13 protein-coding genes are annotated in these 15,103 nt (G+C 42.9%); 4 read left to right on the forward strand and 9 right to left on the reverse strand.

Annotated features, from left to right (window positions below):
• Positions 1 to 117 precede the first annotated feature (117 nt).
• Together LX64_RS25085 and LX64_RS25090 are read right to left on the reverse strand one after the other, a co-directional pair.
• Positions 118 to 1,239 (reverse strand): TlpA disulfide reductase family protein, encoded by a 1,122-nt coding sequence (locus tag LX64_RS25085; RefSeq protein WP_111600454.1) that lies wholly within the window; start codon positions 1,237 to 1,239, stop codon positions 118 to 120.
• A 50-nt stretch (positions 1,240 to 1,289) separates the two neighbouring features.
• Positions 1,290 to 3,758 (reverse strand): glutaminase family protein, encoded by a 2,469-nt coding sequence (locus LX64_RS25090; RefSeq protein ID WP_111600455.1) that lies wholly within the window; start codon positions 3,756 to 3,758, stop codon positions 1,290 to 1,292.
• 363 nt (positions 3,759 to 4,121) lie between these two features.
• Here LX64_RS25090 and LX64_RS25095 point away from each other — a divergent pair, with 363 nt between their 5' ends.
• The gene (locus tag LX64_RS25095) at positions 4,122 to 5,117 is read left to right on the forward strand and encodes a glycoside hydrolase family 43 protein (RefSeq protein ID WP_111600456.1); all 996 of its coding nucleotides are present in this window, start codon (positions 4,122 to 4,124) and stop codon (positions 5,115 to 5,117) included.
• 396 nt (positions 5,118 to 5,513) lie between these two features.
• On the opposite strand, the gene LX64_RS25100 is transcribed toward LX64_RS25095, so the two are convergent.
• From LX64_RS25100 to LX64_RS25120, 5 genes are read right to left on the reverse strand one after another with little or no spacing between them, the layout of a single operon-like run.
• On the reverse strand, positions 5,514 to 5,924 hold the full coding sequence (locus LX64_RS25100) for an organic hydroperoxide resistance protein (protein ID WP_111600457.1): 411 nt from the start codon (positions 5,922 to 5,924) through the stop codon (positions 5,514 to 5,516).
• Between the two features lie 23 nt (positions 5,925 to 5,947).
• Complete coding sequence (locus LX64_RS25105; protein WP_111600458.1) at positions 5,948 to 6,976, reverse strand: alpha/beta fold hydrolase; 1,029 nt, start codon at positions 6,974 to 6,976, stop codon at positions 5,948 to 5,950.
• Between the two features lie 19 nt (positions 6,977 to 6,995).
• Entirely contained in the window at positions 6,996 to 7,763 is a 768-nt protein-coding gene (locus LX64_RS25110; RefSeq protein WP_111600459.1) for a DUF1223 domain-containing protein, read from the reverse strand.
• Positions 7,764 to 7,767: 4 nt separating this feature from the next.
• Positions 7,768 to 8,238, reverse strand: a complete 471-nt coding sequence (locus tag LX64_RS25115) for a hypothetical protein (protein ID WP_148707467.1) — start codon at positions 8,236 to 8,238, stop codon at positions 7,768 to 7,770.
• A gap of 5 nt (positions 8,239 to 8,243) precedes the next feature.
• The gene (locus LX64_RS25120; protein WP_111600461.1) at positions 8,244 to 9,161 is read right to left on the reverse strand and encodes a heme-binding domain-containing protein; all 918 of its coding nucleotides are present in this window, start codon (positions 9,159 to 9,161) and stop codon (positions 8,244 to 8,246) included.
• 254 nt (positions 9,162 to 9,415) lie between these two features.
• Here LX64_RS25120 and LX64_RS25130 point away from each other — a divergent pair, with 254 nt between their 5' ends.
• Both LX64_RS25130 and LX64_RS25135 read left to right on the forward strand, forming a co-directional pair.
• Positions 9,416 to 10,438, forward strand: a complete 1,023-nt coding sequence (locus tag LX64_RS25130) for a sensor histidine kinase (RefSeq protein WP_111600463.1) — start codon at positions 9,416 to 9,418, stop codon at positions 10,436 to 10,438.
• The gene (locus LX64_RS25135; RefSeq protein ID WP_111600464.1) at positions 10,419 to 11,180 is read left to right on the forward strand and encodes a LytR/AlgR family response regulator transcription factor; all 762 of its coding nucleotides are present in this window, start codon (positions 10,419 to 10,421) and stop codon (positions 11,178 to 11,180) included. The genes LX64_RS25130 and LX64_RS25135 overlap by 20 nt, the downstream gene beginning before the upstream one ends.
• A 19-nt stretch (positions 11,181 to 11,199) precedes the next feature.
• Here the strand turns inward: LX64_RS25135 and LX64_RS25140 are convergent, their stop codons facing one another.
• Together LX64_RS25140 and LX64_RS25145 are read right to left on the reverse strand one after the other, a co-directional pair.
• Entirely contained in the window at positions 11,200 to 11,691 is a 492-nt protein-coding gene (locus LX64_RS25140) for a hypothetical protein (protein WP_148707468.1), read from the reverse strand.
• Between the two features lie 132 nt (positions 11,692 to 11,823).
• A complete protein-coding gene (locus tag LX64_RS25145; protein WP_111600466.1) occupies positions 11,824 to 13,209 on the reverse strand; it encodes an aminopeptidase P family protein in 1,386 nt (461 codons plus the stop codon).
• Between the two features lie 142 nt (positions 13,210 to 13,351).
• Here LX64_RS25145 and LX64_RS25150 point away from each other — a divergent pair, with 142 nt between their 5' ends.
• Positions 13,352 to 14,455, forward strand: a complete 1,104-nt coding sequence (locus tag LX64_RS25150) for an NAD(P)-dependent alcohol dehydrogenase (RefSeq protein WP_111600467.1) — start codon at positions 13,352 to 13,354, stop codon at positions 14,453 to 14,455.
• The last annotated feature ends 648 nt before the right edge of the window (positions 14,456 to 15,103 follow it).

Consider the following 15,103-nt stretch of genomic DNA (forward strand, 5'->3'; position numbering starts at 1 on the left):
AAACTGTTTAAACGTAAAATGAAGCTAACACCGCTGGATTTCCGTGGGAAAGTATCATAAAAGGAAAAGCCTTGCAACATAGATTGCAAGGCTTTTTTATAGTTTCTTTAGCAAGAATTAGTGTAACAATTCAGCTAATTTCTTTTCTAAATCTTCACCACGTAAATTCTTACCTACGATTTTACCACTTGGGTCGAGTAAGAAGTTAGCAGGAATACCTTTTACATTGTACAATTCAGCTGCAGCATTGTTCCAGAATTTTAAGTCAGACACTTGTGTCCAAGTTAAATTGTCTTTCTCGATAGCTGCTAACCATTTGTCTTTTGCATTTGGTTGATCGAGGGAAACACCGAGAATAGTAAAGTTTTTGTCTTTATAAGCATTGAAAGCTTTTACCACGTTCGGGTTTTCTCTACGGCAAGGACCGCACCAAGAAGCCCAGAAATCGATCAATACATATTTACCACGGAAATCTGTTAAGCTAACAGGTTTGTCGTTCACATCGTTCTGCGTGAAGTTAGGCGCAACAGCACCCATTGCTACTGCTTTTTCTTTCTCGATGACTTCTTTGAAGTTTTTACCTGCAGTAGAAGTTTTCAATTTGTCCGACAACTTGTTGAAGCGAGGTTCGATTGTAGCTACATTGAAATCGCCGCTAGAAATCTCTTGCAATGCTACTAAGCTAAAGTAAGAGTTCGGGTTTTGATCGATGTATGTATTTTGAATCGCTTCTTTCTCTTTCGCGATCTTTTCGTAACGTTCGCCTAAAGAATTTTGGAAGGCTTCATCTTTCTTTTTATCGTCTGGCGCTGCCATATAGTCGGCATTGATTTGATCGATACCGGCTGTCTGTGCAGCGAAAGTTGCTTTATACTTTGCGAACTCGGTATTGATAGGTGAAACGATGTCAGCTGTTTTTACTGAATCTTTACCTACGATTTTGATGTTACCTGGTTCTAAGTAAATTCTACGTGCATCGCTGGGTCCTTGTGGTTTACCGGTACCTGCATGATCCATAGATAATACTACTAAAGTAGGGCCTTCAACATTACCTTTGAAAGTAAAAACGCCATCTTTCACAACGGCAGAATCTACCGTGTTGCCACTTTTCTTTCTAATATCCAAGTACACTTTCGCGTTGGCTTTACCGATTTTGCCGGTAACCGTGTACGGTTTTTCTTGTGCACTGGCAATCAAAGGCAGTGCAGCTGCTAAGGTTAATAATACCGCTTGTTTCATAATAATTGGTTGTTTTCGAGGCCCTAAATCTATTATTTTATCTTGACATATTATCTACCGCTTGTGTATTGCGTGGCTTGTAAGTGCTTAGCCAACATTTGCATGAAATATCCGCCTACTACACTTCTTGCTTGGAAACCAACTTGTTTGCCGTTCGTGGTTTCGTGCCAATCGCTGATGGGTACACGGCTGGTGGTGCTGGTAGCATATTTGTACAAGGGCAACATCAAGGCCCGGAAATCGGCGCTATTTTGGGTTAAAGTAGCAGTCCATAATATCCAGTCGGATTTGGTATACGTTTTCCGGCTATCCAATGGTAACCCAAATGCTTCTTGCTTTTTCAAGTAATACGCGATTTCTTTCTTCGCTACGCTCGGCGAAAAGAGATCCAATCCCAATAAGCGGTCCCACACAAGGTTGTACTTCTGGCTCCAAGTGTCTTTCGACTCAAACACCAAGCCATAATGATCTCCCTCATTCGCTAATTGCTCCCATTTACGGGCCATTTCTTGGGCGCTGGTTAGGTACTTCGCTGCTACGTCGGTATATCCCAATTGCTTCGCTAACTGGGCATAAGCACCTAAACCTATTATGGCTTTAATAGAAAGATTGGCATTACGAGCGAGGTGACCGGCGAAATCGTCGGTACATAATTGATTAGCAGGATCGAAGCCTTCTTTGATCAAATATTCAGCCCAAGTGGAAAGTATAGGCCAATGTTCTTTCGCATAGGCCGCGTTGCCTTCAACTCTTGCAATGGCGGCCGTTAAAATCAACATATTACCCGTTTCTTCTACCGGCATATCTTCGCCGTAAACTTGGCCATTAGCCATGGGATATGTTCCAATATCATGGGCTGCAAAGGGCTTCGTAAACCTACCGCTTTCGCTGTAGTGGAAAATCCCGTTTAACATACCCTTCAAAAGGGATGGGTTGTATAACAAAAACAATGGCGACGATGGGTAAGTAATATCCACCGTATTAATACAACCATTGCTGAAGTTTTCTTTAGAGAGGAAAAGGAGCTCGTTCTTCGGTCCTTTTACAAGCGTATGGCCGGCAATTGATTGACGATATCCCAATACGCACAAATGAGCATATTCACTGCCGCCGGCCATTACGGCATTATACCACATGTCCTTATCAAAAGCATCGCATTTCTTCGTTAATGCTGGGTAATCAGTATGCGCTTTTACAAGCAATTCCTCCATGGTAGTACCATTATGCTTCCACCATGGGCGGAGGTTGTCACCGAAATATTGTACAGCATAATCCTCATCGTAGGCTACCATAAATGTTTTACTGGCTGCTACGCCATTGGTTTTCAATTGCGCCCATTGACCTAATACAATGTTGGTGCCTTCGCTTATACCCGCAGGTTGCTTGTTATCGCGGAGTAATGGAATAACATCTGCGGCAGTCATGCTGGCTTGTTGTACCGGGGCCGTTTTAGAGGTGGCAGATGCGAGATAGAGGTATCCCCAGTCGATCCGTAGATCGTCGCCTTTCTTTTGTAATACCGGCTGTTCTTTGGTGCCCACTTTCAGCACAGAGAAACCGGCAACTTGTGGTACGCTCACTTGCACAGGTTGCGTGCTAACATTGGTAGCAAGGTTGGATGTTACCCCAAGGAATGCAGTAATGGTATGTGCCCGCTGGTCGTTCGACTTCGCATTAAAATTCACGTATGTAATGGGCCTGGCCATTACATCAATATCACTCATTAATAGTGGTGCCCTGAAACTAAGTTCTACATCTACTTTACCACAATTGAAGGTGTACTTCGTTTGGGTAGCGCTGAGTGTAACCCCTGTTTGTTGGGCAGCTACTACATGACTTTCATTGGCTTTCGCAGCGATATAAATACCGGCGTCTAAAAATGCGCCTCCAGCCGTGTTAGCTACATGCACAGCGAGTACATTGCCTTTGGGTTGGAGCTGAACGCTTTTGGGGATGGGCACAAATTTCGGCCGCATCAGCCAGCCTTTGTATTCATATATCTTTACGCCGTTGAGGTATACTTCGGCGTTATCATCATGACAAATCTTTAACATCAAATCACCCTCAATCGTAAGCGGTGCATCGAAAGTGCGGCGTGTCCATAAATCGGCGGTTTTCCACAGTGTTTTAGCACTGGTGGAAGCATCGCCAAAAGGGGCTGGTGCAGCACTCCATGCAGTGGCATCAAAACCTTGTTCCAGCCAGTTATCGGCAGGTTTTGTTTCTGTGTATTGAAAATTGAAAGGCACTTCTTCACTGGTGGCGATAATGGGTTTGTATTGTACCGGTAAATCACCTAGTACGCGGTAAACGGTGGAGTCGACCTTTACATACCCTACAATGGCTTGTTCAGCGCCTGTCCAGTGGCGGGTCACCGATTTATTCAATTCGTCCGTTACCGACCAAACACTAAAATAGGGATGATGGGTGATCAACGGGTACGCGGGTGCTTGTTGCCGTTGCGCTTGCAACTGCATGCTCATAGCCAATAAGGATAATAACCAAGTTACTTTTTTCATCTTAGTTGATTCAATAAGTCAAAAATCAATAACCATACGAGAATGCTTCAGCATTTCGCACAATAATATTTAATACAAGAAGAGTAGTACGAAGGAGGATGGTGTGGCATAAGGCCGTTAACTACCAAATAGGATCTTGCTCATAACGCGTGTAAAGAAGATCGATAGTACCAAACTACTCATTTCTTCGAGAAACTAACAATAAAAAGGCCAAAATTTTAAGAATAAAAGTTCGAATTCCTTCCAAACGCAACAATATCAAGCATTTCAACACTATAAAAAAAGTACAATGCCTTGCTAAATCGATTTTTCCTTGTAAATACCGAATCTTTCACTTTACTTTAGCCAACAAACAACCAACATATGAAGCTACGTTTACTCGCCTTATTTTTGGTCGGCTCTATGGGTGCACAAGCGCAAAAAGCGCCTGCTCCTACCAGTGGCAACCCTATTTTAAAGGGTTGGTATGCCGATCCCGAAGTAAGTTTGCTGAACAATCAATATTGGATTTACCCAACTTATTCAGCGCTGTATGAAGACCAAATTAAACTAGATGCATTTTCGTCGAAAGATTTAATTACATGGACAAAGCACGAGCGTATTCTCGATACTAACCGCGTACATTGGGCCAAGTATGCCATGTGGGCACCGGCTATTATTGAGAAAGATAAAAAGTATTACCTCTTCTTTTCTGCCAACGATATTCAAGACGATAAGAAAGATTTCGGCGGCATTGGTGTAGCGGTTGCCGATCATCCTGGTGGGCCATTTAAAGATTATTTAGGTAAACCATTGATCGATAAAATCATTAACGGCGCACAACCGATCGACCAATTCGTATACCGCGATAAAGATGGTACCTACTACATGTATTACGGCGGCTGGCAGCATTGTAACGTGGTAAAGTTGAAAGATGATTTTACCGGTATTGTGCCTTTTGAAGATGGTACTTTATACAAAGAAATTACACCGGAGAAATATACAGAAGGACCGTTTATGTTCAACCGTAACGGCAAATATTATTTCATGTGGTCGGAAGGTGGCTGGGGTGGCCCTAACTACAGTGTATCGTACGCTATTGCCGATTCTCCGTTAGGCCCATTCAAACGCGAAGCGAAGATTTTACAACAAGATAGCACCATCGCTACCAGTGCAGGGCATCACTCGGTTCTACACGAACCCAAAAGCGATAAATATTTCATCGTGTATCACCGTCGCCCATTAGGCGATAACGGCAGGGATCACCGGGTTACTTGTATCGACGAAATGCATTTCGATGCAGCGGGTAAAATAATCCCAGTGAAGATGACGTTTGAAGGTGTGAAGGCATTGCCTTTGAAACCAAGTAAGAAGAAATAGTCGCAAAGTTGAGCAATAAAGTACGCTTATTAAGTGATTTGTACGTGCAGCGTAACATATTTTTTTAATCAATTGCTGCTGAAGTGTTTATAAGCACACTCCCTATCACTTATAATATCTTCTAATGTTCTTCCAATGTTCTTCCAATGGTTGTCTAATGTTATCCCAATGTTCTAGATATATATACCATGTATATAGGTAGTTATTGGAGGGTTTTTAGCTTATTTCTACGATGCATGTACGAGGTGATGCTATTTTAACATATTCAACCGTTTGCCGTTACTTATTCGACAAAAGGTTTACAGGTAAACGAAGTAATCCATAGGATAACTTATCAAACATAGCAAAGGTCGGCTTAACGAGCCGACCTTTGCTTTTTCTATTATTATTGTTCTTTTACACCAATTGAATGTCAACCGGTATATTATTACGGATGGCTTTTGAATACGGGCAAGTGTTATGCGCTTTGTCTACCACCTGTTGCGCCAGTGCTTCATCGATGCCTGGTAAGGCTATTTTTAACCTTGCTTGGAGGCCGAAATCGGTGCCGGATAATACCAAGTCAACCTCGGCTTGCACAGCGGTACCTTCGGGCAATTTAGTACCCAATGTTTGCGCGGCAATACCCATGGCGCCAATGAAGCAGGCAGACCAGCCGGCGGCAAATAACTGCTCGGGATTGGTACCTTTACCAGAACCCGGTATACCGAGTTTTACATCTAATTGCTCGTCACTACTTTTCGCTTGCCCTTCTCTACCGCCTGTTGTATAAGTTTCGCCTGTGTATAATACTTTCAAAGTGTTCATGATATTGATATTTTATAAGTTGATTACATACTGAATTGATATGCTTCGATCACTGCATTCGTAAAGAAAGCAGGTGCTTCTGCAGGCAGGTTATGACCTGCGTTTGGAACGATATAGTGTTTGTGTTTTCCTACAAACTTTTGCTTGTAACTTTCGCCGTTCGTAGGCTTTGCAATGCCATCGGCGTCGCCATCAAGGGTAATAGTAGGCACGTGAATAGTTGGTGCAGTGGCCAGTTGCGCTTCGATGGCATCATACTTAGTATCGCCTTCTACCAAGCTTAAACGCCAGCGGTAGTTATGTATAACGATACCGGTATAATCGGGGTTATGGAATGAAGTGGCGTAAGTATTAAACAGTTCATCGCTCGCATTCCATTTCGGCGAATTGTATTGCCAAATTAACCGGGCCAATGCTTCGCGGTTTTGTTCCAATCCTTCTCTACCTCTTTCGGTAGCGAAGTAAAACTGGTACCACCAAGCCCACTCAGCTTGCGGTGGCAATGGTTGCTTGTTCTTTTCGCGGTTGTTGATGAGATAGCCATTTACACATACTGTAGCCTGCACACGTTCTGGCCATAAAGCCGCCATGATGTTAGCCGAGCGGGTACCCCAATCGTAGCCGGCAATAACGGCTTTGTGGATTTTTAACGCATCCATTAATGCAAGGATGTCGAAGGCTACGGCTGCTTGTTGACCATTACGCATGCTATCGGCAGATAAAAAAGTAGTGGTACCATGGCCGCGTAAATGAGGTACAATTACCCGGAATCCTTTTGCTGCTAATGCGGGTGCTACTTCTTGGTAGCTATGGATATCGTAGGGCCAACCATGTAACAATATCACAGGTACGCCTGCACTCGGTCCCATTTCTACATACCCAACATTCAATTCCCCCGCGTTGATTTGCTTTACAGGACCGAAGGCTGTGCCCGGTTGTTTTACCGTTGGTACAATTTGACCGAAGGAAGTAAAAGGTAGTCCCAACGCACCTAAAGCCAAGGTGCCTATTTCGAGAAAATGACGACGGTTATATGCTTTCGTAGTGTTCATAAGGAAGTAATTGTTGGGTTTAGAAATTGATTTTAGCAGCTGCTACGATATGCCAATCTTGGTTGCGTTGCACAAATCCAATTAACTCGAAGTTTGCTGCATTAAAGTCGGCAGGCAACGGCAGCACGATCTCCCTATTCTTCCCCAGCTCTACTGCCGTTAATTGTTCTACGATTTGTACGTGCGACAATTTCCTGCCAACATTCTCCCCTGCCTTCACATTGCTCGTTCCATTTTTGCGCACGAAAGCCACCACTAATTTTGCTTTACCGGTTGCGTTCGTTGCGTAATTCACTGTTAGCTGTTGTGCCTCCACTTTACCGGTAAGCGACAATTGGTAAGTACCGTTTTCATCCAAAGCTTTCCCTACAGCATCTTGCATATCACCGGCATTAGAACCAATGAACTCCGTGCTGCCATTCACCACAGCTTGCGGTGTATATACCCCCGAGCGTAAATACTGGGCATAATCTTGTTGGCGTTCTGAAAACTTATGCTGGCTAAAAGCATCCTTCCAACCTTGGTGATCCCAATAATCTACATGGTAAGCCAGCACGTATAAAGGTTTTCCATTACTTTGTTGAGCTAACGTTGCTAACAACTTATCGGCCGGCGGGCAACTGGAACAGCCTTCGGAAGTAAACAACTCCACCACGGCAAAGCCTTTCGTATTATTTGATGTATCAATTGTTAGGGTATCATTTCCATATAAGGTATTACATGCGCCGAATAACAAACCACCACAAAGGGCGCCTACGGCTATAATAGAAAAGATGACTGGTTTCATACAATTATAATTTATCGGTTGATAAATGTGGTTCACAAGGGTAAAAGGCAGGTGGTAAAGAAAGAATAAAATCCGTTCTACGAGCAGGATCCGCCGCAGAGATAGTAGGCCCGTTGTAGTGTTGCACGTTATACGTAGGCTGCCCTGCTGCTTGGGTTTTCACTGTTTCCACATGTAATAATTCACCATTGATATAAGACCCAAACCAAAATTTATTATCCTGTTCACGGAAGGTTACCAACTGGAACATCTCGTTCGGTTGATGCGCTTTGAAACCATTTATTTGGTAATCCATGGCCGCTTTATTCCCGTATAACATCGATACCGTGCCTGCCTTTTCATTGATAATGGTGGTAATTACTTTCAAACCGCTATCGTTAAACACGTAAGGACGAATCGCCGGTTTTTCTTTTTGTTGTTGCATGCAACTGCCAGTAAGCATGGTTGCAATAAATAGGATGATTGGAAAACGCATAAGAATTAGTTTGAAGTGGGTAAATCGAATATGCCGCCGGTTGCATTAGCTGCTTTATGGCAGGATGCGCAAGATTGAGCCGTTAGCAAAGTGCCATAAGGTTTAAGTGTGGGGGTTTCGAACTTTGCATAGCCCCATCCATCGGTACTTTCGTATTGCTTGGCATTGCGCACCATGTATTGTACGTTTAAGAATTTGCCGGGATGCATATTTCCCTCGCTATCTACTTCCTTTTCCCACACCACTTTTACTACAATAGCACCGTCGGGCCAAGGGTTAATTTTATGCTCCTTGATCGCTTTCATTGCAATTGGATTGGCATACATCACGCGCATGGTGGTGTTATCTATACGCGATGTGGTACTCATTACCTGCCAGTTCCTAAATTCCGGGGAAAACTGTATACCTGTGGGCGCTATTGGGTAATTCGTAGTTGTTACAGCAGCGGTATGTACCGTATCGATGGTGTTGGTAACTTTTACACGTTTGGTTTCGAGGTATGCACGGAAAGCAGCCAATTCTTCTTTCGTTACTTGCGCATTACTATGCAACGCTGCATATTCGGGTAAAGGCATATTGCCTGCATTGATCATATTATAAGCCTCCCATAGAAATGAATCTTGTTCTCCTTTTGATAGCTTATCCCATTCTGTAAAGTTCAAATGCTTCCGCGCAGTTACCACGTCTCTACGAACAATACTAGCTGCAATAGGTAATTTATCGAACCATTTGATGTCGGTTTTATTAGAATGACAATCATAACAAGCCCTTTGCAACATATTCTTCACGACTACCGGCGCTTCTACTTCGCCTGTTACAGGTGGGTTATCGACTACCTTCGTAGTAAAGGCCATAGCTACTACACCTACTGTGCAAATCCCGGCGAATAGGGAGAAAATCTTGATGCGATTGGATATTTTCATGTGTCGAAGTATTATGACACAAAGAGAAGCTTTCCCCGTTCATGGAGAAAACGGAAGTACTTGTACCCGGCAAATTAGGGGGCGAATTGGGCAGAAATAGCCCCGAAGCGGCAAGCGCTTTTTAAGCGGTAAAAGGCGGCTATCAAGGCTTTAGCCGTCTTCAAGGGTTGAGCTGCCGGGTTCGGGGTAGGAAATGCCGGCTTCAAGTGCAAGATGCTGCAATCAACACCAATTACTACTATCTTTGAACTGCTATGAATAAAAAGCAACCTTTTAAAATATCGGCACAACTCATTTGGCTCAGTTCTTTGTTCCTGGGCGTAATAGTGGCGCTACCAACCTTAATTCAACACGAGTATAATATATACGAAGTAATTGCCAACTCTACGATTACTTTCGTGTTTTCGTTGTTCGTATGGTATTACAACATGCTTACACTGCCAGTGTATTCAAATCATGAAGTGGCACGAGGGTTTTCAGTATATCCTTTGTTGAAGAACTTATTGGTAGGTATACTTGTCATGTTTTTACTATCCTATATTCAACAATTAATTCTCACCCACATTAACTTTGGGCCCGTGATGTTGATGTTTGAAGTACGGGGTGTATTAATTAACCTAACCTTCTACATGTTCATTCACATGATCTACCAATCGTACCAAAACCAGCGGGTAAGTATAGAATTAGAACGCAGTAAAATGGATAACTTAGCTGCCCAATACGAATTGTTAAGGCAACAAGTAAACCCGCATTTCTTATTCAACACATTGAATACATTGAAGTACATGGTGGAAAGTAACGATGAACATAGTGTAGATTTCATTTTGAAGTTGTCTGACTTCTACCGCTTTACTTTGGAGAATCGCAAATTGGATTTAATTCGTGTAGAGGAAGAATTGAAAATATTGGATGCATACGTGTTCTTACTGAAGGCGCGTTTTGAAGAAGGATTCGAGGTGAATGTGCAAATAGAGAAGCCCACACAGCAAACCATGATGCCGCCATTTACATTGCAACTGCTCGTAGAAAATGCGATCAAACACAATATTGTAGCACCGAACAAAACCCTGCATGTAAACATTTATAAGGAGGGAGCGCATATTGTTATTAGCAATAATGTGCAACCTAAAATTACACCAGAAGCTTCTACCGGCATCGGGTTAGAAAATATCAACGAAAGATACCATCATTTGTTGGGTAAGAACATCGATATTCAACCCAGCACCACAACCTTTACTGTTAAATTACCGCTAATCAATGAGGATAGTCATTATTGAAGATGAAATTAAGGCCGCGAAATCGCTCGCAGGTATGATTGCTAAGATCAAACCTAGCGCAACGATAGAAGCAATGTTACATAGTATTGAAAGTGCCGTAGCGTATTTATCAGTGAACCCGCAACCCGATTTGCTATTCATGGATGTGCAATTGTCGGACGGCCTGTGTTTTGAAATATTTAAGATGGTGAAGATCGATTGCCCAGTTATTTTCACGACCGCGTTCGGCGAATACTCCATGGACGCTATTAAGTCCAACGGCGTCGACTATTTATTAAAGCCCTTTGCCGCCAAAGACTTAGAAGCCGCCTTCGCAAAGATGGACAACTTCCGTAACTTCTTCCAACAGCACACGCAACCCGATTGGCAAGCACTTATCAGTAAGCTCGAACGAAATGAAGGGAAAACATCCTTCCTCGTTTTACATCAAAACAAATACATCACCGTTCGCACCGATCAAATCGCGTATATCTACATCAAGTTCGATGCACCTTACATCGTTACCTTTCAACAACAGAAATACACGGTTTCTCAAACAATGGAACAATTGCAATCTCAACTCTCCAGCAAACAGTTCTACCGCTTAAACCGCCAATACCTCGTTAATTTCGACGCTATTAAGGAAGTAGAACATTATTCTTCGCGGAAACTAGCCTTGCAGTTAAGTGTTCCCACGGAAGAACAATTAACCGTTGGTAAAGATAAAATGACGCAATTCCTCCAATGGATGGAGAATAGATAATACCTACAAGCGCCCATGGTTACCAGCCTGTGGGCGCTTTTCTTGGTGCATATGGATCATATTCATAGAAAATACGGCCATGCAAGTTGAACTGGATGTTGTAATTACTCGCCCCTACCCCGAAAATTTTCACATTCACATGCCCCCGCTTTCCCAGTGTGCCATAATCTTTCACATCGTCGGTGGGTAAAAAGGCAATATCATAATCCAATACAACAGGATATGTTTTATCATTGATCAGTACAACCCGGTTTGTTTTCAACCAATTATTAATATCTAATTGTTGTGAGTTTGTATAAAACACAATAGTGAAACTGTAGGCTGAATCGTTTTTCTCGAGTAGGCAATACGTTTTATAGTTGCTGGGGTTCTCCTGGAGGGCTACCGATAGGTATTTGTTTACGTGTACTTCAACACTGTCGGGTAAAACATATTGTAAAGATGCTGTTTGGGCTTTAGTAATAGTCATTAAACCCAGCATTAGCATAACAACTAAAGTTAGTTTTTTCATAGGTACGCGTTTTTTCAATAGGTAATAGCAAGATAGAAAATGTATTTCATCTTTCAAATCCCTTTTAAGGATATAAAACACAAAAGGCACCCCTTCCTAGTAGGGGTGCCTTTTGCCATATGCTGTAAGCTATTATGCTTTCATGGCTTCAATTTCTGCAATTGTTTTCGGTAACGGGTTACCCAATAACCGGGATCCATTTTGTGTAATCACAAAATCATCTTCAATACGAATACCGCCGAAATCTTTATAGGCAAATACTTTATCGTAGTTGATGAATGCTTCGTTTTTCTTCTCAGCATACCAATTATCCATTAATTCCGGTACGAAGTACAAGCCCGGTTCAATGGTTACTACGAAGCCTTCTTCCAACGCACGTCCTAAACGCAACGATTTCCAACCAAAGGTGGTGCCTTTAATAAGTTGATCGGTATAGCCTACGTTTTGTTCACCTAGGTTCTCCATATCGTGCACATCTAAGCCCATCATATGACCTAAACCGCATTGGAAGAACAAGGTATGTACATCATTTTTCACAGCTTCTTTCGGATCACCTTTACACAAGCCGATTTGAATTAAGCCTTCTACCAATTTCTCGGCAGCAATCGTATGCACGTCGCGGAACAAAGTACCTGGCTTTAAAGCGGCAATGGCAGCTAATTGTGCATCGAGTACAATTTGATAGATTTCCTTTTGTTTCGTTGTAAAGGTTTTATCTACCGGTGAAGTCCTGGTTAAATCACCCGCATAGCACATACGGTTTTCTGCACCCGCATCACATAACAATAATTTACCGGCTTGCAATGGCGCATTGCTTGCATGGTTATGTAAATATTGACCGTTTTGCGTAACGATAGACGGGAAAGATAAATTACCGCCGCCGCTTACCGCGATACCATTGATAATACCCGCGATATACATTTCCGTTACACCCGGCGCACCTAGTTGAATCGCTTTCGCGTGCATAGCCGCGGTTGTGTTCACGGCTTCTTCAATCTGCACTAACTCTTCTGCCGATTTTACTGCTCGTTGCTTGATGATCGCTTTGATGAGCGGTAAACTCGCTTTCTCTTTCACCGATTGGTAAGGAATACCCAGTAACTCCGCGATATACACGGTGGTATCCATTCTATATGGTGGTAAGTAATGAATAGTTTGTTTTTGTTGCTGCGCGGTCGACAATACATGTTGTAAAGCCGATAAAGGTTGCACATGCTCGATGCCCGCTTTGGCCGCTCTTTCTTCTACAGAGGATACGGCGCCCGTCCAAATGATATAATCGATGGATGGGTTATCGCCGAATAAAGTGGTTTTGTTAGCTGCCGTATCTATTACTAATACCAAAGAAGGACTTTGCAAGCCTGTGAAATACAAGAAGCTGCTATCCTGCCTGAAATGGTACTCATTGTCTTTGTAATTCATACTGCTAGGTTCGTTACCTACCAATACGATCAAGCCTTCTTTTACGTCTGCGATTAATTGTTGTCTACGTTGAACGTATGTGTCTTTATTAAACATTGATTTTGTTGTGTATGATGAAACGATGTATAAAATTACGCCCCAACGACGAGAATACCGCGAAAAAATTCCATTAGCGGTAGGCATTGTACCGTGAACAAAGCCGCCCGGGATACTGTTTTAATTGGTTAAAATCATGCATATGAGAATTACAGCTGCTGTGTTAGAGCATGCACATGCTCCATTCGAAATCAAAGACTTTACCTTGGATGATCCGAATGCGAACGAGGTAATTGTAAAGATTGTGGCTACAGGACTTTGTCATACCGATTTAGCCGTTCGGGATGAACACATTCCCATTGGCATGCCTATTATTTTGGGGCATGAAGGAGCTGGCATCGTAGAAACAGTGGGTAGCAGTGTAACACATGTAAAACCGGGCGACCATGTAGTGTTGGCCCCCGCCAGTTGCGGTACTTGTGCATTTTGTTTGGATGGTCATCCCTCCTATTGCGAAAACTTCATGTCGCTAAACTTTTTAGGCCACCGCTTGGATGGCTCTTACGCCTACCACGCCGGTAAAAAGCAAATTGGCGGCTTTTTCTTCTACCAGTCTTCGTTTGCAACATATGCCTTAGCGCACGAGCGGAATATTGTAAAAGTGCCAAAGGACGCACCATTAGAGCTACTGGGCCCCTTGGGATGTGGCCTCCAAACCGGCGCAGGTTCCGTTATCAACGTATTACGTCCCCGTGCAGGAGAATCGATTGCCGTATTTGGTGTAGGGCCGGTTGGCCTAGCAGCTATTATGGCGGCCAAAGCATCGGGCTGTACAACCATTATTGCGGTAGATGTATTTGACAATAGGCTGAAGCTGGCCGAAGAATTGGGTGCTACACATTCTATCAATAGTAAAACTACCGTCGTATCAGAAGTGATCAACTCGGAAATACTGCATGGCGGCGTACACTATTCCATCGATACTACGGGCCGCAACGACGTCATCAACCAAGCCGTTGCCTCCTTGCGCTTTATGGGACACTGTGCAGTGGTAGGTGTTATTCCCACCCCGAAATTAGAAATAGATACGGCTGTATTTACCATGGGCCGTGGTTTATCGTATGTAATTGAAGGCGATAGTGTTCCACAAGTATTTATACCGCAATTAATCTCGCTATACAAAAACGGCCTATTTCCCTTCGACAAACTGGTAAAGTTCTATGATCTTGAAGATATTAACGAAGCCGTAGCCGATACCGAAAAAGGGGTTACCTTGAAAGCAATTGTTCGAATGCCGCAAAAGTAAATTACTAGCTATTGACTGCCTGGTAGGATAGTTCGGTATTATTACGTTCAACCGTAACAAGTAGGTTTTACATCCCTCTATATCAATCGACGATGATTCGACTTGAAAACAGGATGATTTCGACTACTTACCGACCTCCCTCCGACACTTCTCCGACTTGCACCCGGTATTACTAAGGGTTTAGTAAGCATTTTGTCGACTCTTCTCCCACTTTTTTCCGACAACCCCCTAGTGTTTTCGGTACTTTACACGTCATTTCTCGACATTTTGTCGACATGCACCTTATCCACATTGGGTTCCAGGGGACCCTTTTTTCATGTTTTTTCGATTCCTTGTCGCAATCATAGACATCAAGGGTTGTTTTTTAACCCAATTATCCGCAGGATGGTAAAAGCCCAAAACAAACCGTTTTTACACATCAATTTTGCATGTTGAACAAGTAAGCCAACACTTGTAAACGATCGGTTTAAATGGCGCCTAAAACGCCATTTAAACTGATCCGAGAAACGAGTGTATGGATGTGAAATTTCACGTAGGATACTTTCCTACTTCTTTATAGCCGTTATGAATACATAACAAGTTTTGAGCGCATGCGTATAATGGCTTTCCCGCTAAAAACGGCCTGAAATATGCATAATAAACAGAAAC

It is taken from the genome of Chitinophaga skermanii, from assembly GCF_003259335.1.
Classification (GTDB): Bacteria; Bacteroidota; Bacteroidia; order Chitinophagales; family Chitinophagaceae; genus Chitinophaga; species Chitinophaga skermanii.